The sequence below is a fragment of the Paenibacillus sp. FSL P2-0322 genome (assembly GCF_037975315.1).
Taxonomy (GTDB): Bacteria; Bacillota; Bacilli; order Paenibacillales; family Paenibacillaceae; genus Paenibacillus; species Paenibacillus polymyxa_B.
On record NZ_CP150243.1, the window covers coordinates 3,894,914 to 3,920,752 of the forward strand.

A 25,839-nucleotide genomic window follows, 5' to 3' on the forward strand; every position below is an offset into this window, starting at 1 on the left:
CTACGAGTGTAATTGGTTGAATAACTGGTCGGCCTGTTCAAAATCTAACTCACCCTGCAGTACTTTCTGTAACAAGACTTGCATGGGCTGCTTAGGCTTCGGCTCTGTAGGAGCCTGATTTGTATCTCCCGCCGACTTGTTCAATTCCTTTGCCAAAAATTTGGAGAATTCTTTAATGTTAGGATAGTCGTACACTCTGGTTGCCGGAATAGCTGTTCCAAAGCGTTTATTCACAGCCTGCACCCACTCTACACCTATAATGGAGTCCAGTCCCATATCAATAAATTGATCATCCCGGCCAATATCCATTTCATTCATACTCAAGGATTTCGCAAGACTTTCTACCAGTTCCTTCTCCAATGTTTCTATCCGTACAGCCGTTGGCGCATATGTCGACCGCTTTGCCTCATCCCTGGCAACAATGGGCGGCGGCGAAGAAGGCTTGGCCTCAGGTTGCGGCGGGGCAGGCTTGGATTCTGCCAGCACAGCTGACTTTTCTGGCTTATCTGCTACCATCTGGATGTTGGAAACGGAGCTTAGCAAAATGCCCTGCGGTTTTTCAGGTACTTTCGCCAAAGTCTGTCTCTGCACATTATCGTTGCTATGGTTAACTGCAGGAGGGCTGGAAACGAACTCTTGTACCGACACATCGACTACAGGAGTTTCCGCCTCGACGTCCCGGGATTCGCCCCCACGCGCGAAGATCCAATAGCTCTCCTTGGCAAATGGATAAGTTGGCAGACTAATCCGACGAGGGCTGGTATTCTCATAAAGTCTAGTCCAATCGAGGAGCAGCCCCTTAACCCAAAGCTCCGCCAGCTTTGTATACTTACCCTTGCTTATCCAACTATCCACCATTTTTGCCATGTCTTCGTCTGCCTCAAGAACAGCTAGGATGTCTTTATTCTTCTTTGCCTGACCCAAATACAGCCCGTCAATATCCTCATTCCCCGCTAAAAAGCTCTCCAGCTTTTCTGTAAGCTCACGGGTAGACTTAACTATGACTGCTAACCGTTCTTCCATCGCTTCCCGTCCCACCTGCAGAGTAAATGCTATATCCTCCAGGCTGGTTTGCGAGTATTCCGGCTCTTTGAGTTCAGCAAGCAGTCTTTGCACCTGTTCATCCAGTCGATCTTTATTCCTCGCCGACAGCACGATCATTACCGGATTTTGCAGTGAAGTGGCAGCCTGTCTAGTCTCCTGCTCCTCAGGGATATATTCCTCAATGAGCACATGTGCGTTGGAGCCTCCGGCGCCAAATGAGGAAATACCTGCGATTCTTGGGTATTCAACTGTCTTCCCATTCATTGTGACGACGGGTCTTTTCCACTCTCCCAGCTCCTGCTGAACTATAAAAGGACTATCGCTAAAATCGATATTCGGGTTTAGTGTTTTTGAATGCAATGAAGGCACGACTTGTCCGTATTTGAGCTGAAGGAGCACCTTTGTAACTCCAGCAATCCCAGCCGCGCTCTCACAATGCCCAATATTTGATTTTGCCGATCCGATTGCGCAAAATTGCTTATCCTCCGTATATTCCTGGAAAACTTTTTGCAATCCGGCGATTTCAATGGGGTCACCTAAGGATGTCCCGGTGCCATGCGCTTCGATGTAACTAATGGTTCTGGGGTTAATTCCTGCTTTCTTAAAGGCCCTTCCAATTACACTGGCCTGCGCATTCGGATTCGGAACGGAGAATCCGTTTGTCTTCCCTCCATGATTCACCGAGGTCCCCTTTATGACCCCATATATATGGTCACCATCTGCAATAGCTTTGGCCAGTGGTTTGAGCAGTACGGCTCCTACGCCTTCTCCCGGCACATATCCATCTCCGCCTTCTCCAAAGCTTTCGCACCGTCCTTTACTCGATACAAACCTGCCTTGCCCAAGCATCAGGTATTTGTTCGGATGAATGGATACATTGACGCCGCCAGCAATGGCAAGCTCACACTCGCCTTGTTGCAAGCTTTGGCAGGCCAGATGAATGGTCGTCAATGAAGAAGAACACATGGTGTCCACAGCCATGCTCGGACCGTGGAAGTTACAGAAATAAGATACCCGATTTGCGATGGAAGCCGGATTGCCAGGAACGGCAATCATTCTGCCCCTAGCTTGTTCCTGTGCCCCATAAAGCTGGTATTCTTCATACATGACCCCGACAAAAACGCCCACATTCCTATCCTGCCCAAGGCCCCGCTCTAGTCCAAGCGATTCCCGTGTATAGCCTGCATCCTCTATCGTTTCATAGACGCATTTCAGGAATAGACGCTCCTGAGGATCGATTATCTGTGCTTCTCTAGGAGAGATATTGAAAAACATGGGGTCAAACTGATCCACACCTTTGATAAAGCCTCCCCACTTGCTGTAAGCTTTTCCGGACTGGTTCCTGTCCTCGTCAAAGTGCATGCTGTGATCCCAGCGATCTTTGGGAATTTCCGTAATGCAATCCTTCCCATCGCGCAGATTGTTCCAGAATTCCCGTATGTTTTCTGCATCGGGATACATGCCCGACAAACCGATAATGGCAATTTCCTCTGATTCGCCTGCTCTTTTCGGTTGCGGTTGGAAACTTGCCTGAACTGGCATGAAACGCGATTGCTTCCGACTATCAGAAAGTGACCTTCCCGGGTCGTTTTCCATCGTAGAAGGCTTGAATTCTTTCGCAGGGTTGACCTCTGTCTCGATTCCAAGCAATTTAATCAGCTGCTTCTGGTGGACTTTAAGGAAATATTGGGTCAATTCCCGGATATTCTGGTATTCAAAAAATAAAGTTTTGGGCAGTGTTCCAAACGTTTTCTCCAACTCACGGGTTAGCTGTTTAATCATAATGGAATCAATGCCATACTTCTCCATAGGGGCATCGGTTTCAATCTGCCTTGCCGGCAGCCTGATGGATGTAGCGAGTAATTGCTTTAAATAATTTGCCGCTTTTTCGGCAAGCAGGTCTTGTCCGATGACCGAACCCATCTCGCTTTCCCTTATCATAGAGGAGGCATCTCCAGCCTGATTCAGGGACGGTTGCTGCAGGAGCGTTTCTCTTAGCTGACTGGCATGCCCTTCCAACACCATGACTTGATTCTTTTCGGAAGCCAGGCTCTGATACAAAGCCCGAATTCCTGCACCAGTCTCCATTGCAAACATCCCCATCCCTTCCATGATCTTTTCTGTTTCCCCATCAATACGCATTCCGCCTTCTTTCCAGAGTGGCCAATTGACTGAAATCGTCCGCCCCTGGCGTTGTTCTCGCTCTACCAGCGTACTACGGTACTTGGCATAGGCGTCCATAAAGGCATTGGCAGCAGCATAGTCAGCCTGTCCTATATTCCCAAGGCTCCCTGCAACGGATGAAAAAAGGATGAAGAAGTCCAGCGGGATTTCCTTGCAAGCCTGATCCAGATTCACCAATCCCGTAACCTTTGGTGCCAAAACGTTTTGCAATTCCTCCCGTGTTTTTTTAATAATGAAATTATCGCTAACCATTCCTGCGCTGTGCACAATTCCGTCCAGCTTCCCAAACTCTTCCTGAATATCCCGAATCAAAACTTCAACGGCCCTTTTATCGGCGACATCGGCTTGTCGGAATACTACTCTTGCACCTAAAGCCTCTATCTCCTCAATCCTTGCTTTGGTGTCACCACGAAGCGGGGAGCGTCCGACAAGAATTAAAGCGGTATCCCTGGCCTGTCGTGTAATTTCTTCGGCAAAAATCAAACCGAGACTTCCGGTTCCGCCGGTAATTAAATATACTCCCCTGTCTTTCCACGGAATGCTGATCGCTTCCCCGGAGGCTTTAATTTCCGTCCATACGGCAACATGCCGTCTACCTGATTGATAGCGGATATGTGGTTCTATATAGCTGCGACTGTTTTCTTGCAGGATATTTATCATACCTGCTGGATCCTGCTCCACATCCATTTCTATCAGCTGGCCAACCAGTACTGGATTCTCCAGCCATGCTGTTTTTAAGAGTCCGGAAAGCCCCGAGAATACCTGTTGGTGATCCTGCACCGGAACGACAAGCTGAACCAATGTTTTGCCTTTGGATTCCGTTTTAAGAATATGTTGAATTGCCGCAAACACCTGTGTCGCATAAGTCCTAAACCGTGCATCAATGCTCTTCTCTTCGGATTGGAGAATGAGGCACTGCACCCCGTTCATTTGCGATTCAATAATTTCCCCGGAAATATATCCCGGTTCGCATAAAATTACCAGATGCTGTTGATAGTCAGATGCTGTTCCTTCCAGAGCAATCGCTTGTTCTTCCCACACAGGCTCAAGCATCAAAGTCTCCGGTGCAGTCCATTCCTCTGGTGCCCCTGTCCCTCTTTCAGCAACTCGTGATAAAAATCCCTTCATCCTCACACAAACATTCCCCTGCTCGTCACACAAATCGATATCTAACTTTTGCAGCGGGCCATCCTGCCTGCTGTCTTCACTATTACGAATCCAGGCCCACATCTCTGATGTGCATCTGTTAAATACCTCTAACTCTTCCAATGCAAATGGTAAAGCTGGCTTAATGGAAGCTTTGCGATCACCTGCACTCATAATCAAGCCTATCGTCGCCTGAAGAGCGGAGTCCATCAAACTGGGGTGCATCACATAATGCTCCATCGTATGGTAAACGGAAGAAGGCAAGGACAACTTGGCAAGCGCTTGACCCACTCCGACATATATTTTCTCAATTCCCTGATGTCCCGGCCCATAGGAAATCTGCATCGCCGCAAACGCCTCATAGCACTGACGGGATGAAACGGAGCCCAGACTGCACTGCTCCAGCAAGGTTTTAATATCTATAGCAGGGACCTCTGCCACCGGAACAATTACTGCCCTGCCTTCACTTTGCACCACCAGCTCGGTGTCCGTTGCTCCAGACTTGCTGTAAATTTCATAGGCGATCTCCCCGCCATCTTGCGGATAGAGCCCAATACTGACATCAACCGACTCCTCCCCAACCACAACTGGACGGATCCAATCCACATCTTTTAACCGGATGGACGTCCACTTATCTTCTGGAGATCCTGCAACCTGCTCTACTGCCGCCCGCGCCATTTCAAGGTAGGCCACTCCAGGCAAGAGCTTCTGCCCCCTTATCACATGGTCAGACAGGAAAAATTCCTTCCCCGTAAAAATGGAGCTGAACTGCAGTCCATAAATATCGGACGTATTACGCTGAAGTAAGGGATGAATGCCGACTGCTGTCTCCCGTTCCAACACAACACCGCTTGCTCCCGTCCGTTTATTGATATCGGTTATACAATATCGTTCTTTGGCAAAGGGATAGGTTGGCAGACTGATACGGTTTGGTTTAGCCTCTCCGTACAACAGGGCCCAGTCAATTGCGACTCCTTTTACCCAAAGGTCTGCGATTTTTCCATAGCTGCCTTCGCTAACCAAAACATCAATCGTCGTGCCTGCACCCTCTCCGTCTTCACGAGCTCTAATTTCTTCTTTATGGCGTTTGGCGTGTCCCACGTGTAAGCCGTGGATACCATCCCGGCCTTCCACAAATCCTTTCAATTTCTCTTCAAGCTCCCGGAGAGAGCCTACAACGAAAGCCAAACGTTCTTCCATTGCTTCGCGCCCCACCTGAAGGGTATACGCTATATCTACCAGACTGCTGTCTGTGAACGGATGCTCCCCGATTGCAGCTAGTAATAGCTGCGCCTGCTCTAGCAGTTGTCCTTCACTCTTGGCTGACAGCACCACAATAGCCGATTTTGGGGTGGTAAGGGGAATAGAATTCTGCGCCTGCTTTCCAGGAATGTATTCTTCGATTATCAAATGGGCATTGGCACCCCCGAATCCAAAGGAGCTAACACCCGCTCTTCGAGGAATATTTTTCCCTTGAGTATCCCGCTGTGGCTTCCACTCCCGCGCCTCCTGAACGATATAGAACGGACTACCTTCAAGTTTTATATAGGGATTAATTGCCTCGCAATGAAGGCTTTTGACCAGCTTTTTATGCTTTAACTGAAGCAGTACTTTTATGACACCCGCGATTCCAGAAGCCAGTTCCAGATGTCCGATATTGGTCTTCACCGAGCCCAATCCGCAATGGGATTCTGTGATCCCGGGTCCCTCTGTATTCTCATAAAGCTCTTTGAAAGCTGCTTTCAGTCCGTTAATTTCAATCGGATCGCCCAGCTCGGTGCCTGTCCCGTGGGCCTCAATGTAAGAGACAGTCCTTGGATCGATTCCGGCCTTTGTATATGCATTTACCAACACATCCGCCTGAGCCCTCGGATTAGGAGCTGTCAGGGAATTGGCCCGGCCTCCGTGATTGACGGCAGTACCCCGAATTACACCATAAATATGGTCTCCGTCCTTCTCTGCATCCTTCAGCTTTTTCAGGAAAAGCATGCCGGCCCCTTCACCACGCACGTAGCCATTGGCCTTATCGGAGAAGGTTTTGCACCGACCGTCCTCACACAGCATTCCTGCTTTGTTGAAGCTGATATGGAGTTCAGGCGTGATAATCACATTGACACCGCCTGCAATCGCCATCTCGCAGCTTCCATCCTCTATGGCTCTAACGGCTCGGTGAATGGCCACCAGCGAACTGGAGCAAGCCGTTTCGATAGGCTCACTCGGACCATGAATATTAAGGAAATAGCTCATTCGATTGGGCCCAACAGACGGTGCCATACCGCTGGAGGAATACGCCTCGACACCCACATTTCCCTGATAGATCATACCGCTGTAGCCGCTGTTCGCGGTACCTACAAAGATTCCTGTGCGGGTTCCCGACAGACTCCCTGCCTGAATGCCTGCATCTTCAATCGCCTTCCAGATATAGGTCATCAACAGACGCTGCTGCGGGTCCATGAGTGCGGCTTCCCGTGGTGAAATTCCAAAGAATAACGGGTCAAACTCATAGATCCCCTCAATAAACCCGCCCCACTTGATGTTTGTTTTATTGGCCTCCTGCTCAGGGTCACCGTAATACGTCTTCCAATCCCAGCGATCTTCAGGGATTTCAGTGATACAGTCCCTGCCTTCCTCAAGATTTTTCCAAAACTCATCCACATCCCGAGCCATGGGAAATACACCGCTCATTCCCACGATGGCAATAGGTTCAGGAACAGCCTGAGTCTGTTGCGGCATGGACAACACATTCCCGCCTGCAAACCGGAAACGCTGCCGTCTAACGTGGGTACTGTCTTCCCTATCATCCTCCACGGCCTGGACAGCAGGCTCAATCCGGGCATGCACGGCAAACTGCTCGCCAAGCACGGCATCATATTCGTCCACCAAATACCTGGTGAAGTCATGAATCGTTGTGTATTCAAAAAATATGTCCGGCGTCAGCTCAAGTCGGTATAAGTGATTGATGTTGTTGCTAAATTGTGTGAGTAGGATGGAATCGAAGCCATACTCACTCAGTTCTACATGTTCATCAATATCTTCAAGTTTGACTTTCAGCAATTTTGACACGGCCTGTATCATAGCGGCCTGTACCTTGTCCAGCAGATCCGGTACGGCATTGCTTTTAGGGGAAGCTTCTGAAATTCCTGTCACCTTTTCAGGCTGCCTAATCTCTGGAGTCGTGATTAAACCCATGCTTTTCTTCATTTTTGCGAGATTGCCTTCCATCACCATAACCTGATCAACGCCCGCGATCATGCCACGATACAAGGCCTGAACGCCGGAAGAGGTTGACATGCCGCTCATGCCTGTACGCTGCCTTACCAGCTTCTCCGTTTCCTCATCAATACGCATCCCACCCTCTTTCCATAGCGGCCAATTGATGGATAGCGTTTGACCCTGGCGCTGCTTAGATGCTATCAGAGTGTTCCGGTATCCGGCATAAGCATCCATAAACGCATTAGCTGCAGAATAGTCTGCCTGTCCCTGATTACCTAATCCTCCGGCTACAGACGAAAATAGAACAAAGAAGTCAAGCGGCAGATTCTTGCTTGCCTGATCCAGATTCACTGTCCCTATTACTTTGGGTGCGAGAACCTCCAGCATTTCCTCGCTATTTTTTTGGAGTATGCGGTTGTCACGAATGACTCCTGCACTGTGAATGATGCCATTGATGTTTCCGAATTCCTCCTGAATTTCCTGGATTAAATCGGTCACCGCCTGCTCCTGAGTCACATCGACCTGTCTGTATATTATTCGCGCCCCTAATGCCTCCATTTTCTTTATCTCAGCCCGTTTGCCCTCATCCAGCGCGGAACGCCCCGTTAAAATCAAGACGGCTTTATGGACTTTATCCGTAATCTCTTTGGCAAAAATGAGTCCCAATCCACCGGCACCGCCAGTAATCAGGTACACTCCGCCATCCTTCCACGGGTTACCCGCCGCTTCCTGAGAGATGTGAACTTCGTTCCAGCAGGAAACCCACCGTGTGCCTTTCTCGTACCGAATCTGGATATCCTCGAGGCTACGGCTGTTTTCTTTTAAAATGTCTATGATTGCTCCCCAGTCCTCATCCTGTCCCAGTTCTATTAACTGACCTACCAGTTTTGAATGCTCAAGCCGGGCCGTTTTTAAAAGACCGGAAAGTCCCGAGAAAAGCTGCTGCTCCTCCTGTCCGCTTATGGCAATCTGGATCAGCACCTTGCCATTGGGTTTTTCCCTGAAAATGCTTTGAATCTCTTCAACCACCTGGACGGCGTAATGCTGGAACTGTTCCGCGATTCCGTTTCGGTCGGGTTGCAGTACAATGCATTGCACGCCGTCCATCCGAGCTTCAACTTGTTCACGGGAAATCTCGGACGGCTGGCAGAGTAACACGACATGGCGATCATATACGGGCATTTCAGCCCCTAGAGCAATCCCTTGCTCTTTCCATACGGGTTCAAGCATCAAGTTACTGGAATTTGACTGAACATCCGAGGAAATCAAGTCCCTATTCAGAATTCTTGATGAATATCCTTTTATCCTGACACAGATGGCTCCAGTTTCGTCGCTCAGGTCAATATCCAGCTTCTGTGCCTTTTCCTCAGCTAGACCGTCTGCATTGTAGCGAATCAGCGCCCACATGATGGAGCTGCAATTTTTTATAATTTCAACTTCTTGAATGGCGTAAGGCAAAGAAGGTTTGATCTCGCCAGACCCCAGCGTCAAGCCTACGGTTGCCTGCAAGGCCGAATCTATCATACTTGGATGCAGGACAAATTTGCTTTGGTTGTCAGAAACGGAAGCCGGCAAGCATAACTTAGCCAGCACTTGACCCTCTCCCGCATACACCATCTCAATCCCTTGATGTCCAGGGCCATAATCCATTCCCATATCCCTGAAAACTCCATACAATTGTGTGGAGTCGAAGTTCCGACTGCATACATTCTGCAAGTCTTTAATATTCAGTGTTGGGACCTCCACAGCCGATCTTCGTGTAGCACTGCCGTAGCTATATATCACAATCCCTGCATCAGCTTCTGCGCTCTCCCCATATATTTCATAGGAAATCTCTTGATGATCATCCAGGAAAAGTCCGATGTGTAGCTGTAGTGGCCCATCCTCTACGATAATAGGCCGTGCCCAAACCACGTTTTTAAGGCAAATTCCGGTTGGCCCGCCCTCATCATATCCTGTTGCCTGATCCACGGCCGCCCGGACCATTTCAAGGCAAGCAGCCCCAGATAGAACCTTGCGTCCATTCACCACATGATCCTTCAGGAAAAACTCCTGGCCTGTAAAAGTCGAACTGAACCGCTGCTCCGAGAAATCGGAGGTGTTTCGATGCAGTAAAGGATGGAGCGAAGCAGCAGTGACAGAAGTCATGCCTTTGCCTGCCTTGCTGTCAAGCTCAGGCGCCCAGCAGCGTTCTCTCGCAAAAGGATAGGTCGGCAGACTGATCCGGTAAGGTTTGATGTCCCCATACAGCTTGTTCCAGTCAATAGTTAGCCCCTTTACCCACAACTCCGCTATTTTTTTCAGTTTTCTCTTCTTGATCCAGGTTTCAAGCAACGATTTGGCATCTTCATCCGCCTCAAACATCACAATCCCGTCTTTGCTCTTTTTCACCTGCGCCGTTAGGACGCCAGAAACCAGATCATGATTCGCAAATCCTTCGAGCGCTTTTAGCAATGCCTCTTTTGAATCTGCCACAAAAGCCAGCCGGTAATCCATCGGCTCGCGGCTCACTTGCAGCGTATACCCCATATCCGAGAGGTTAAGATTTTCCCGGGATGCGATAAAGCTCCTCATTCTTTCGGCATACGTTTTTAGTTGCTTTTCACCTTTAGCAGACAAAACGAAGAGAACGGGATTATGGATATCGGCGGCTGCTGGTGATGTCGCAGATGTTCCAGTCCCGGGACGATATTCTTCAATAATAAGATGGGCGTTCGTACCGCTAAATCCGAAAGAGCTCACAGCGGCGCGCCTTTTGTTCCCGCGGGAAGGTTCCCAGGCGTTCAATTCTGTATTGACATAAAAAGGAGAATTATCAAAATCAAAATGCTCATTCGGGTTCTTGAAATTCAGTGTCGGTACTAGTTTTCTATGCTTCATGCATAGCAACACCTTTTGCACGCTTGCTATGCCCGCTGCTGCAGAAGTATGCCCGATATTGCTTTTTACCGAACCTATGGCACAGTAGTTCTTCTGATCGGTTTTCTCTTTAAAGGCGGTTGATAAAGCTTCCAATTCAATAGGGTCGCCCAGCTTGGTTCCTGTCCCATGCATTTCAACATAGCTAATGCTTTCAGGCTCAATCTGATATTTGTTGTATATTTCCCGCTCCAGCTCAATTTGGCTGTTTGTGCTTGGAGCGGTAATCCCGTTGGTTTTTCCATCTTGATTGATTCCGGACCCAATAATAACTCCGTATATATGATCCCGATCAGCCTCAGCATCCTTCAGCCGCTTCAGAACCAGCGCCCCTACTCCTTCCCCCGGAACAAAGCCGTTGGCGCTATTGTCAAACGTTTTACACCGGCCATCTGGCGACAACATTCCGGATGCAGACATGCCTACATACGATTCAGGAGTCAGATATAGCGACACCCCGCCAACCAACGCCATTTCTATCTCTCCGTTAGATAACGCCTGGCATGCCAGATGGGTTGCCACCAGCGATGAGGAGCATGCCGTATCTACGGATATGGCCGGACCCTTCAGATTGAGGAAATAAGAGATACGAGCCGCTGCAATAGCGTTGCTGTTCCCAGTAGTATTGGTGAACTGCGCTTGATGCTTGTACCGCAGCATACTATATTCATTATTTAAAATTCCAAGGTAAACCCCGCATTTTTTATTTCCCAACTGTGAGCCACTATAGCCTGCATCCTCAATTGCCTTATATGCTTCCTGCATAAAAATGCGCTGCTGGGGATCCATCCCTTCCGCCTCGGTAGGAGAAATATTGAAAAATAACGGATCAAAATATTCCATATCCTCTAAAACACCCAGCCACTTGCAATTGATTTTCCCCTCTTGCGCTGGACGAGGATCATAATATTGGCTTACATCCCAACGGTCCTTCGGGATCTCAATAATGGAATTTTTGCCTAGAGCGAGATTATCCCAATATTGCTGCACATCTTCCGCACCAGGATATCTTCCCGAAATCCCGACAATTGCAATTACGTCTTTATTTTCCAAAGGCATAGGCGATGAATCCTCTGCTACCTTTACCAGGTGGAATGGCTCGGAATCCTCCTTAGGCGATAGCCTTGGGGAACATTGCAGCGTGTCAGGTCCCTTCGAATGGACTTTCGCAATAGGCTTGTCCGTGTCCGGGACTGTGCTCAAGGACTGTTGATTGGAGCTTCCTCCACGCTTATTGATTTCTTGTGCCAAATATGCAGCGAATTGGTGAATGGTCGGATAGTCGTAGACCTTGGTCGCTGCTATAGATGTACCATATCGTTTATTAATATTTTGAACCCACTCTACGCCTATAATGGAATCTAGTCCGGTATCTATAAAGTTTTTATCCGCCTCAATCTCGCTCCGTTCCATATACAAAGCCTCAGCCAGGCTTACCGTCAGCTCTTCCTGTAACAGCTCTGCAGAGGCGCTGCACTCAGCCATGCTGGCCTGCGCCTGCTTTTCAAACGAAATCGGCATCAAATTCACCTGAATGGAAGCCTCTGCCGATTTCTCCGGCTCTAATGCAACGGATGACGGTGAATACTCTGCTGGAGAATGATCCGAAATAGACTGGGCAGAGAATGGCGCAATTGATTTGCTCAACAATTCCTTCTCTACAAATTTGCTAAAATCCCGGATGGTTGGATAATCGTAGACTTTTGTCGCTGTTATGGCTGTATTGTAATGCTTATTAATGCTACGAACCCACTCTACGCCAATAATGGAATCCAATCCAAGATCAACAAAGTTTCTATCCGAATCGATATCGCTCCGATCTATATATAAAGCCTGCGCCAGGCTTGTTGTCAGCTCCTCCTGCAATATTTCCGCCGATATTGCAGAAGGAATAGACGACAGCGCTTCCGTCTTCTTCTCATCCTCTAATGTGTGCGATGTCTCCTCCAGTGAAGTTAACATGATCGTTGTCCCCTCCTGGTTGGCAGACTTGCTTAGGTGCGGCTGATGGTCCAACAAATTCGGTAAGGATATGGCGCTTGGTTTTTCAGAACTATTCAAAAAACCGGGTTGTATTAGGGCTGTTGGCTGCATCGCATGAGTCTGGACGGGAATTGCCTTTTCCTGAGCTTCCGTAACAGCTCTTTCTACAGAAGAGACTCTTTCTACAGATGGGCTCATAATATCCGTGATCCAGTACCGCTCCCTCGCAAAAGGATAGGCCGGCAGGCTGATTCGTCGCGGCTTGGCATCCCCATAAAGCATGTTCCAATCCATCGCCAGTCCCTTGACCCAGAGATCAACAACCTTCGAATATTTTCTTTTCCCTATCCAGGCAGCGATCGTTTTGTCCATGTCTTCATCTTCTACCAGCGCCGTCAGCGCCTCCTTATTCCGTTTGACCTGGCCCCGGTACAACTCAGGGATTCCGTCCCGTCCTTCCAGGAATCCTTCCAGCTTGTCCACCAGCTCCTGCATAGACCCTGCAATCACTGCCAGCCGCTCTTCCATGGCCTCGCGTCCCACCTGCAGCGTGTATGCCACATTGGCCAGACTGCTTTCGCTGAGCTGTCCTTCCCGTATAACGGCTAGCAATCTCTCGGCCTGCTTTTTCAGTCGTTCTTCATTTTTGGCCGACAATACGATGATCGCAGGCTTTTGAGCCGTAACGCTCATTGGCACCTTCTCTTCTGCGATATACTCTTCGATGATGACATGTGCATTGGAACCTCCTGCTCCAAACGATGAAATCCCGGCAATCCTCGGATATTCCCGCGTCTCTCCATCGATCTCAACCACCGGCCGCTTCCATTCCCCCAGCTCCTGCTGGACGACGAACGGCGTCTGACCGAAATGGATATTCGGATTCAGTTCTTGGGCATGCAGGCTGGGAACCAGCGTCTGGTTTTTCATCTGCAAGATGATTTTCCCAACCCCGGCGATGCCCGCTGCCGCCTCCAGATGTCCGATGTTGGACTTCACAGAGCCTATGGCGCAGAATCCCGTATCCGGCGTATCCTTCCTGAATGCCTGGGTCAGACCCGTCACTTCAATCGGGTCTCCCAGCTCCGTGCCTGTCCCGTGGGCTTCAATATAGCTGACCGTCCGCGCATGGACCCCCGCTCGCTCCAATGCCGCCCGGATGAGTTCCCCTTGGGCTGTCGGATTCGGCACCGTATAGCCGTTGGTCTTGCCTCCATGGTTGATGCTTGTCCCCCGAATCACCGCATGGATGAGGTCCCCATCAGCGATCGCCTTGGACAGCGGCTTTAATAGGACGACCCCCGCGCCTTCTCCAGGGACAAATCCATTGCCTCCTTTGCCGAAGCTCTTGCACTGCCCATCTATCGACAGCATGTGGTTGGCGCAAAGTCCGACATAGCTGAGCGGATGGAGATACAGATTTACTCCGCCTGCAATAGCCATTTCGCATTCTCCGCGGTACAGATGCTCACAGGCTTCATGAATCGCGGTCAACGAGGACGAACACATCGTATCGATCGGCATGCTTGGCCCTTGCAAATTAAAGAGGTACGAAATCCTGTTGGCCACTGAACTAAAGGATGTGTGAGGGTATATTTGCGTTCCTTTTCTCCATAAATCAAGTCCGTATAGATCAAAGCCCGTTTTGGTAATTCCGGCAAATACGCCTACCCGGCTGTTATGCCGCAACGCAAGCTGTTCCCGGGTGTAGCCCGCGTCCTCCAGCGCTTCCCAGCAGGCTTCAATGAACAGCCTTTCCTGCGGGTCCATACCGAGTGCTTCCCGTGGCGCAATATTGAAAAAGCGCGGATCGAAATCCGCAAATCCTTCGATAAAGCCCCCCCACTTGCTGTAGCTTTTTCCATTCGCTACCGCTTCCTGTGAATCAGGATGGAAGAACCCTTCCATCGTCCAGCGCTCACGCGGGATTTCGGTGACACAGTCCTTCCCTGCTTTTAGATTTTCCCAATATTCGTTCATGTCCCTGGACCAGGGATACTTTCCAGCCATCCCAATGATCGCTATCGGTTCACGCATTTCCGCAGGGGCAGACCCGGCCAAGTTTCGGACGGGCTTCGCTGCCGTTTTTGCCGCAGATGGCACGGCTTCTTCTTCGACATACAGCGGTGCCGCAAGTGTTTCCTCCACAGGCTGTATGTCATGGTTCATCCCGGTCCACTGCATGCACTCCTGCGGGTATTCCGCTACAAAATATTCCGTCAAGGCACGCAAGGTCTGGTACTCATAAAACAGCGTCTGGGACAGCTCTCCAAAGAAGCCCGCCAGCTTGGCATTGAGCTGGGTAATCATGATCGAGTCGATTCCATACCTCTCCAGCGGCTCATGGGCTTCGATGCTGCTGACGCTCAGCCGAGTCACCTCTCCCAATAGCACCTTGAGTAGATATAAGGTTTTATCGTAGAGCAAGTTCGAATCCAGCTTAGGTGCAGTTGCCTGGATAGGGACAGCTGCCTGGATAGCATGGACATCGGGCTGTGAAACGGCTTTTGCCAGGTAAGCCTCAATTTTCTCAGGTTCTCCTTCCATGACCATCACCTGCTTCTTGCCAGAGGCCAAGCTTTGGTACAACGCCCTCATTCCCGACCAGGTCTGCATGGCTGTAATACCCATGTTTTGCGTCATGATCTGTTCCGTGTCCGCATCGATCCGCATTCCGCCCTCTTTCCATAGCGGCCAGCGGATGGATAACGTCTGTCCCCGCCGTTGCTTGGCCCCTACCAGGGCATTCCGGTATTCGGCGTATGCGTCCATAAAGGCATTGGCGGTCGAATAGTCAGCCTGTCCCGGATTGCCTAGGCTGCCCGATATGGAAGAAAAGAGCACAAAGAAGTCCAGGTTCTGACCACTGCTTGCCTCATCCAGATGGACCAGTCCGCTTACCTTCGGTCCCAGCACCTCCATAAATTCTTCACTAGTTTTTTTAATGATAAAATTATCGTGAATCACCCCTGCGCAGTGGATGATCCCATGGACACGTCCAAATTCCTGCTGAATGCTGTCCAATAAATCGATAACGGTGTTTCTATGGGTGATATCCGCTTGCCTGTACACCACGCTGGCGCCTGAAGACTCCAGCTCCTGTAGCCTCGTCTGCTTGTCTCGGTCCAGCGGCGACCGCCCCGTCAAAATGAAGGTCGCTGCTTGCGTCTGCCGGGCAATCTCTTCTGCAACCAGTAGCCCCAGACTGCCGGAGCCGCCGGTGATCAGATAGACCCCACCATCTCTCCATGGAAGCCCCTCTTCTTGCCCAGATGTTTCGAGCCTGCTCCAGCAAGCGATTGTCCGTTGTCCGTTCTCATAGCGAATCCAGCTATTCATCGGGCTACGGCTGTTGTCCTCCAGCTTCGCCAGGATGCCTTCCGCCTGTTCTCCCTGATCCACTTCGATCAGCTGCCCGATGAATTTCGGGTTTTCCAGCCGGGCTGTCTTCAACAGTCCCGAAAGTCCCGAAAAGAGCCGTCCTTCCCCGGCGTTCCGCACCACAATTTGGACCAGCACCCTCCCCTCAGGCTTGTCTTTGAGTATGGTTTGAATGCTCTCAAAGGCCTGAATAGCATAGGCCTGGAACCGTTCATCAACCCGGCTCTTCCCGGATTGAAAGGCAAGCACCTGCACAGCTCCGTTCAAACTCGCTTCGAGGCGCTCGTGCAAAGCTTCGTCTGGCTCACAAAGCAAGACCATTCGCCGATCATAGGCAGGGACTTCGGCTTCCAGCGGTATCTCCTGCTTTTTCCATGTAGGCTCAAATAGCAGTGTACGGCTACTCGTAACGGCAGGCGCTTCCGCAGCTCTGGCGACCGTAAATTTTGGTTCACGCTCTGCCGCTCTGCCGCCTGTAATTTTGTCCTCACTCCTAGGCGCCCAATACTGCTCTTTTGCAAAAGGATAAGTTGGCAACGGAATCCTAGAGTACTGTTCATGTGAAAATAAACACTCAAAGTCTAACGAATATCCCTGAACATACAAATCTGCAATCGTAGTCAAAAGCTCCAAATACTCGCGGGTATCGCTTGCGTTTTGACAATTGTAAATACATTCATCCCCGTATCTTTTCAAAGATGTTTGTATGCGTTGATCTTTTTCGTGCAGTTCAGAATGATAAACTTGAGAAGCACTGCCTTTTTCCAGCCACTTTTTAAGGGACATGGCAAGCTCGCCTTGATTACGGGCAACACAGGCAAGACGATGATTACAGTGCTTTCTCCCAAGCAATAATGTATAACTCATATTACCGCAATCCGCCTTAGGCTCCTGTTCGCAATAGGCAAGCAGTTGCTCTACCTGCTGGCGCAATTGTTTTGAAGTCCGTGCCGACAGCGGAATGAAATAACCAGGCTTTTCGGAATGTGTCCGTTCCGTCTCTGGAGCCTCCTCTATGACCATATGAGCATTCGTACCGCTGGCACCAAAGGAACTGACCGCAGCACAGCGTCTGGCTCCGGGCTCAACCTCCCAGTCCTGCAGATACGTATTGACATAAAAAGGACTATCCTCAAACTGAATATTTGAATTGCCCGACCGGAAATGAAGTGTAGGAGGAATTTGCTTATTCTTTAATGACAATAAAAGTTTGATCATTCCCGTAATTCCTGCCGCAATTTGCGTATGGCCAATATTCGTCTTAATGGACCCTATGGCGCAATATTCCTTCTTGTCGGTATACTTTCTAAAGGTTCGAGTCAGTGCCTGATATTCAATGGGATCTCCCAATTTGGTGCCAGTTCCATGTGCTTCCACCATCTGGATTTGCTCTGGGTGGATATGAAATGTATCATATACATTTTGCTCGAGTCGCTCCTGAGATTTCTGGCTTGGCGCAGTAAGTCCATTCGTGGTGCCGTCCTGGTTGATCGCTGAGCCTGAAATCACTCCATAGATGTGGTCTCCATCAGCAACAGCTTCATGAAGACGCTTGAGCACAATCGCGCCAAGCGCCTCTCCCGGAACCATTCCATCTGCCCTGTCATCAAAGGTATAGCAGCGTCCCGAGCGAGACAGCATCCCTGCCCTGTCACCATACAAATAGCAGCGGGGGGTCGTATGAATATAGACACCACCCGCTAAAGCCATATCCGTTTCTCCGGTCCATAAGCTTTGGCAAGCCAGATGAACTGCAACTAACGAACTGGAACAAGCTGTATCTACAGCTATTGCTGGTCCGTGAAGATTCAAGTAGTAAGAAATTCTAGCGGGAATCACGGAACCCATATGACCCCAAAGCGCTTGTGGAGGCAGGTCTTCACCCAGCAATTGTTGGTAATCTCCCTCGGCACAACCCACATACACTCCACAGCGGCGACCCTCCATCCCTGTACCTGCATAGCCAGCATCCTCCAGAGCATGCCACGCTTCCTCCAGAAACAATCGCTGCTGCGGATCCATATAGGTCGCTTCCAGTCCCGAGATATTGAAAAAAAGCGGATCAAACTTATCAATATCCCCCAAAAAACTGCCGTGATTGCAATAGCTTGCATGTTTTTCCTGGTATTTCGAAAGATCCCACCGGGTTACCTCTTCCACTAAATCGTCACCGTTCTTAAGGTGATTCCAAAGCTCATGTACATTATCTGATCCAGCAAACCGCCCGCTCATTCCAATAATCGCAATGGGCTCCCTTGGTGTTAAAGCTCTCTCTTTATCCTTCTTATTGGGTCTCTCCTGCTCAAAGGATATACTTGCCGTTTCAACAGGATGAATCGTATAATCCGTGTCTTTAAGTTTTTGGATGTCGCGACTTGCATCTTCCATGTTGTCTATTGGATTAGCGCTCTGGTCCAAGACTTGTGAAACTTTATCTCCATATTGGCTTAAAATGTATAGCGTCAGTTGTTTTACCGAACTGTAATCGAAGATGTCGGTGGTTTGCAAATGAATCCCCAGCCCCTGATTGACAGCCTGCACAAAGTTGACGCCAAGAATGGAGTCCAGGCCATAATCTGCGAAAGACTCATGAATATCAATCATAGTAAAGTCCACATTCAAAGCCTCTACCAGCTTCCCTACGATAAGCTCCTGGACATACTCTTCAGCCATCTCGCTTGTTACATCAATATCTGATCGAATTCCTTCGTCACGCTGTTTCATTTGAGATTTGTCGTGTTCAGGCTCCTGTTTGTTCCGAATCAGACCATCGCTTTCCGCCACAATAATTTGTTGACCTATATCATGCGCTTCCTGAGCAGGGAAGAAAACGGACCGGAAACCCTCCATTTCCAATACCTTTCGCCAACTTTCGGGATATAGCCCGGGAGAGCCTGGAATGCGCAGCTCCGGATCATTATAAAGCCACCATCCCTCTAAAAGGCCAAAGGATAGATGGTTTAACAGAGAGTTACCGCTGATTTCATTTATAAGAATCAGACCGTTTTCTCGCAGCACCGCTTTGACATTGCGTAACGTTTGGCGAATGTTCCGGGTGGCGTGCAATACATTGGTGGCAATCACAATATCATATCCACCTGTATCAATATCTTGTCCCTGAGCCGACTCTTCCACATTAAAAATCTGATAAGTCAGGTAAGGATTTTTCGGACCGTACTCTTTTTGTGCATGTAATAAAAATGCTCTGGATTTGTCGGTATAGCAATATTCTTGAATATGCTCCCGATAAGGTTCGAGCTTCTGGAAGACCAAAGCGCTAGTACCTCCAGTGCCTGCGCCAATTTCAATGATTCGAATCGGTACCGACGGGTTATGCTTAATCCGCTCATTCAGATAGGAAACTACGATATCTCCCAGCACTTCATTAAAGTAATCCGCTGCAGGACTGTTCTTATATATACCTTCTACCAGTTTCATAGAGGAATTAGGAAAAATGATATCGGTGGCTGGTATTTTCCCGGTTAAAATTTCCGGCAGCTTGCGCAAGGTTGATTCTACCAAAAATACCCAGGCTGAGAGATCCGGATTTTTCAGCCATGCCCCTTTCTTCCATTCCCACTCCTTCCATACAGCCTGCAGATCGACCGAAGCGGTACCCGCTACGCTATATGACTCTCCATTGCAATACAAATACTGATTCCGTACCAAAATCTCTATGCTTTCTTCAAGCCAACGATCGTATAAATTCAGTAAGGCGGTTTTTGTTTTAAAATCTGCGATCATAGCTTTCTTTTCCATTTGCGCATATGGACATAATCCCATCAAGCGCAAATGGCTCCATAACAGCCTGCATAAGATATCATTCATTTCCTTCATCTGTAAGCCTCCATTCCCGTTCAGCCCCTCGTGTCGCTCCGTCCTGTTCCGAGTAAGCTTTGCTGTCGACTGTAGTCGAGGACATTGTCTCGTATGCAGCCGCTAGGTAAGAAAGATCTGGCATCTTCTTTATTTTTACACTGGCAGAAATATGACTCTGGATGTTTTGGATATACGAAGGAATAGCTTTGGCATTTGAAGCATCGATGTCTTCCTTATTCATTTCCGAAACATTTGCCATTTTGGCAAGTGTCTTTTGGGCAATGAACGAATCTGTTGGCTTTACAGCATCTGCAGATTCATCGGAAGCCGATTTAGTTTTAATATCCGTGATCCAGTACCGTTCTCTCGCAAAAGGATAGGCCGGCAGGCTGATTCGCCGCGGCTTGGCATCCCCATAAAGCATGTTCCAATCCATTGCCAGTCCCTTGACCCAGAGATCAACAACCTTCGAATATTTCCTTTTCCCTATCCAGGCAGCAATCATTTTCTCCATGTCTTCATCTTCTATCAGCGCCGTCAGCGCCTCCTTATTCCGTTTGACCTGGCCCCGGTACAACTCAGGGATACCGTCTCGTCCTTCTAGGAATCCTTCCAGCTTGTCCACCAGCTCCTGCATAGACCCTGCAATCACTGCCAGGCGCTCTTCCATGGCCTCGCGTCCCACCTGCAGCGTGTATGCCACATTGGCCAGACTGCTTTCGCTGAGCTGTCCTTCCCGTATAACGGCTAGCAATCTCTCGGCCTGCTTTTTCAGTCGTTCTTCATTTTTGGCCGACAATACGATGATCGCAGGCTTTTGAGCCGTAACGCTCATTGGCATCTTCTCTTCTGCGATATACTCTTCGATGATGACATGTGCATTGGAGCCTCCCGCTCCAAACGATGAAATCCCGGCAATCCTCGGGTATTCCCGCGTCTCTCCATCGATCTCAACCACCGGCCGCTTCCATTCCCCCAGCTCCTGCTGGACGACGAACGGCGTCTGGCCGAAATGGATGTTCGGATTCAATTCTTGGGCATGCAGGCTGGGAACCAGCGTCCGGTTTTTCATCTGCAAGATGATTTTCCCAACCCCGGCGATGCCCGCTGCCGCCTCCAGATGTCCGATGTTGGACTTCACAGAGCCTATGGCGCAGAATCCCGTATCCGGCGTATCCTTCCTGAATGCCTGGGTCAGACCCGTCACTTCAATCGGGTCTCCCAGCTCCGTGCCTGTCCCGTGGGCTTCAATATAGCTGACCGTCCGCGCATGGACCCCCGCTCGCTCCAATGCCGCCCGGATGAGTTCCCCTTGGGCTGTCGGATTCGGCACCGTATAGCCGTTGGTCTTGCCTCCATGGTTGATGCTTGTCCCCCGGATCACCGCATGGATGAGGTCCCCATCAGCGATCGCCTTGGACAGCGGCTTTAATAGGACGACCCCCGCGCCTTCTCCAGGGACAAACCCGTTGCCTCCTTTGCCGAAGCTCTTGCACTGCCCATCTATCGACAGCATGTGGTTGGCGCAAAGTCCTACATAGCTGAGCGGATGGAGATACAGATTTACTCCGCCTGCAATAGCCATTTCGCATTCTCCGCGGTACAGATGCTCACAGGCTTCATGAATCGCAGTCAACGAGGACGAACACATCGTATCGATCGGCATGCTTGGCCCTTGCAAATTAAAGAGGTACGAAATCCTATTCGCTACCGAACTAAAGGATATTTGGGGAAATATTTGCGCTCCCTTCTTCCATAATTCCGGCCCATAGAGTTCGTAGCCCGTCTTAGTAATTCCGGCAAATACGCCTACCTGGCGGTTATGCCGCACCGCAAGCTGCTCCCGAGTATAGCCCGCGTCCTCCAGTGCTTCCCAGCAGGCTTCAATGAACAGCCTTTCCTGCGGGTCCATACCGAGTGCTTCCCGTGGCGCAATATTGAAAAACAGCGGATCGAATTCTGCAAATCCTTCGATAAAGCTCCCCCATTTGCTGTAGCTTTTTGCATTCACCACCGCTTCCTGTGGATCAGGATGGAAGAATCCTTCCATCGTCCAGCGCTCACGCGGGATTTCGGTGACACAGTCCTTCCCTGCTTTTAGATTTTCCCAATATTCGTTCATGTCCCTGGACCAGGGATACTTTCCAGCCATCCCAATGATCGCTATTGGTTCACGCATTTCCGCAGGAGCAGACCCGGCCAAGCTTCGGACAGGCTTCGCTGCCGCCTTTGTCTCAGCCGGCACGGCCTCTTCCTCGGCGTACAGCGGTGCCGCAAGTATTTCCTCTACAGGCTGCATGTCATGGCTCATCCCGGCCCACTGCATACACTCCTGTGGGTATTCCGCCACAAAATATTCCGTCAAAGCACGCAAGGTTTGGTACTCATAAAACAGCGTCTGGGACAGTTCTCCAAAGAAGCCCGCCAGCTTGGCATTGAGCTGGGTAATCATGATCGAGTCGATTCCATAGGTTTCCAGCGGTTCATGGGTTTCAATGCTGCTGACGCTCAGCCGGGTCACCTCTCCAAACAGCACCTTGAGACAATGCAAGGTTTTGTCGTAGAGCAAGCCTGCATCCAGCATAGGTACGCTTGCCTGGTTAGGTACAGCTGCCTGGATGGCACGGACACCGGCCTGTGAGAAAGCTTTCGTCAGGTAGGTCTCGATCTTCTCGGGCTCCCCTTCCATGACCATCACCTGCTCCTTGCCGGAGGCCAAGCTTTGGTACAACGCCCTCATTCCCGACCGAGTCTGCATGGCTGTAATGCCCATGTTTTGCGTCATGATCTGTTCCGAATTCGCATCGATCCGCATTCCGCCCTCTTTCCATAACGGCCAGCGGATAGATAACGTCTGTCCCTGCCGTTGCTTGGCCCCTACCAGTGCGTTCCGGTATTCGGCGTATGCATCCATAAAGGCATTAGCGGTCGCATAATCAGCCTGTCCCGGATTGCCCAGGCTACCCGATATGGAAGAAAAGAGCACAAAGAAGTCCAGGTTCTGGCCACTGCTTGCCTCATCCAGATGGACCAGTCCGCTCACCTTCGGTCCCAGCACTTCTATAAATTCTTCCCTTGTTTTCTTGATGATGAAGTTATCTTGAATCACCCCTGCACAGTGGATGATCCCATGGACACGCCCATATTCCTGCTCGATGCTGTTCAGTAAATCGATAACCGTCTTCCTATCGGTGATATCGCCTTGCCTGTACACCACGCTGGCCCCTGAAGCCTCCAGCTCCTGCAGCCTCGTCTGCTTGTCTTGGTCCAGCGGCGACCGCCCCGTCAAAATGAAGGTCGCTGCTCGCGTCTGCCGGGAAATCTCTTCTGCAATCAGTAGCCCCAGACTGCCGGAGCCGCCGGTGATCAGATAGACCCCACCATCTCTCCATAGAAGCTCCTCTTTTTGCCCAGATGTTTCGAGCCTGCTCCAAAAAGCGGTTTTCCGTTGACCTTCCTCATAGCGAATCCAGCCATCCATCGGGCTTCGACTGTTGTCCTCCAGCTTCGCCAGGATACCTTCCGCCTGTTCTCCCTGATCCACTTCGATCAGCTGCCCGATGAATTTCGGGTTTTCCAGACGGGCTGTCTTCAACAGTCCCGAAAGTCCCGAAAAGAGCCGTCCTTCCCCGGCGTTCCGCACCACAATTTGGACCAATACTCTTCCCTTCGGCTTGTCTTTGAGCATACTTTGGATGCTCTCAAAGGCCTGAACAGCATAGGCCTGGAACCGCTCATCGACCCGGCCTTTTCCGGATTGAAAGGCAAGCACCTGCGCAGCTCCATTCAAGCTCGCTTCGAGTCGCTCGTGCAAAGCTTCTTCCGGCTCACAAAGCAAGACCATTCGCCAATCATAGTCAGGGGCTTCGGCTTCCAGTGGTACGTCCTGCTCCTTCCAGGCAGGCTCAAATAGCAGTGTACGGCTAATCGCAGGCGCATCCACTGTTTCGGTTCTTACTGCTCCGGCCTCAACCTCAGGAGCCCAACAGCGCTCCTGAGCAAAAGGATACGTAGGTAGACTTATTCTTTTCGGTATGACATTGGAATATAGCAATCGCCAATCTATATAGAAGCCTTTGGTCCACAACTCTGCCAGCTTGTTCATTTCACGATTTGCAATCCATTTGCTCATTAATTCCTTGAAAACTTCTTCCTGTTCAAATAATTGCACTGAATCTTTTGACTGATTGTTTTCTCCCCTCCAGCAGTCCTCGATAGGTTCTTGTTCATTCGTGAACGATTGGAGCTTTTGTACCAGCTCGCTCGTATTCTTTACGATAAAAGCTACCCGGTTTTTCATTGCCATTCGTCCTGTCTGAAGCGTAAAGGATACATCCGACAAATTAATGTCTTCAGAAGCTATCAAAAAATCTGAAAGCTCTTGTGCATACACTTTAAGCCGATGATGATGCCTTGCAGATAATGGAATCAGATAGACAGCTTCTTCGTTCACAGAACTATCTTTAAATCGTTCTGATTCAGCATTGACTGCAAATTGTTCAAAAATGGCATGAGCGTTAGTTCCGCCTATTCCAAAGGAGCTTAACGCCGCCCGATGAGGAGACGACGCCTTCTCCCATTTTTGGAGACTATCAACAACATAAAAGGGTGAATCAGGAAAATTGATATCAGAGTTTGGTTTTTCGTAATTAAGTGAAGGAGGAATCTCATTATGGTATAAGCTTAAAGCAACTTTAATGCACCCCGCCAAACCTGCTGCAGTATCCAGATGCCCGATATTGGTTTTGACCGATCCAATACCGCAAAATTGTTTTTTGGTTGTATACTGCCTGTACGTTTCATTTAAGGCGGCAAATTCAACAGGATCGCCCAATTTTGTTCCAGTTCCATGCGTCTCGATATAACTGATAGATTCGGGATGAATTCGGGTTGATTCTATCGTCTTCTGAATAACCTCAGCCTGACCTTTGACACTTGGGGCATAAAACCCTAATTTGTCGGTTCCATCGTTGTTCACACCTACTCCCCGTAAAAGCGCATAAATATGGTCACCGTCTCTAATGGCATCTGGCGCTTTCTTCAGTAGAACAACCCCAACCCCTTCTCCGCCAATCATTCCATCTGCCGACTCGTCAAAGGCTTTAATATGTCCGTCACTGGAAAAATTCAAGCCGGGTTGATGCACATAGCCTACACTGGTAAAAGGAAAGATCGTGGATGCTCCGACTAAAGCGTATTTGGCTTCACCGGATAACAGGCTTTGCGAAGCCAGACGCAATCCTACTAATGAGGAAGAGCAGTTCGAGTGCACAAACAGACTCGGACCTTTAAATCCCAATTTATGAGAGATCATAGTAGGAATTGTCCCACCCTGTGCTAAAATCCAGGTTACATATTCATCCGCGTTCTTCAGGACATTAGGTGATTGCGACGCCAAATTTGGGATAAATGCTTGATAGAAACTGCTGCTTGCCGACATATACACGCTGGTTTCAGGAATTTCTTTGCTAATATAGCCAGCATCCTCAACGGCTTTCCATGAATGCTGCAACAGCAATTTCATTTGAGGATCCATAAACTCTGCATTTTTCTGTGATAAGCTGAAAAACTCAGGGTCGAAATACTCTTTTCCTTCAATTGTGCATCGTCCGGGAACATAGCCTCGATTCCCGACGATTTCTTTTTCCAGCCCTAATCCAACCAATTCTTCCTCGGAAAAGAAGCGGACACTCTCCACCCCTGCCCTCAAATTGCTCCAAAACTCGGCATGGTTTTTGGCCCCCGGAAAATGGCATGAAATCCCTATAATTGCGAGACTATCCTCAAAATAATCTGGGTAGGATAGCTCGAGGTCATCTTCGCCTGAAACCATTTTCGGTAAGGCTGTATTTTCAGCTGTATCTGTTTGTTCCGGTGAATGTGATTGTTCCGTTTGAGAATCAACATTCTCGCTTCTTGTTTCTGTAATGTAGGCACTGAGTTCCTTAACTGTCGGATACTTGAACAATGCTGTCACCGAAATATCGCATTCCAACAATTCCTTGACCCTTCCGATCATCTCTGCTGCTGAAAAAGAATTCCCACCTACGTCAAAGAAAGCATCATCTGTACTTAGATCATCAACATTCAGAAGTTTTTTCCATACCGTTAGAACCTGATGTTCAACATCCGATTGTGGTAAATGGATCT

The 25,839-nt window shown here is 49.4% G+C and carries 2 protein-coding genes (1 of these 2 running past the window's edge); both read right to left on the minus strand.

Features of this window, described 5'->3' with window-relative positions:
- The gene (locus MKY24_RS17185) at positions 1 to 19,707 is read right to left on the minus strand and encodes an SDR family NAD(P)-dependent oxidoreductase (protein WP_339200502.1); all 19,707 of its coding nucleotides are present in this window, start codon (positions 19,705 to 19,707) and stop codon (positions 1 to 3) included.
- A protein-coding gene (locus MKY24_RS17190; RefSeq protein WP_339200504.1) for an amino acid adenylation domain-containing protein crosses the window boundary here: on the minus strand, positions 19,691 to 25,839 show its 3' portion. Its footprint extends 4,990 nt past the window's final position; only the last 6,149 of its 11,139 coding nucleotides appear in the window; its start codon lies beyond the right edge, outside the window; it ends in the stop codon at positions 19,691 to 19,693. The genes MKY24_RS17185 and MKY24_RS17190 overlap by 17 nt, the downstream gene beginning before the upstream one ends.

Excerpts from the sequence above, each read along its gene's own strand:
- MKY24_RS17185 (WP_339200502.1), bottom strand. The coding sequence starts at position 19,707 with ATGAAGGAAATGAATGATATCTTATGCAGGCTGTTATGGAGCCATTTG.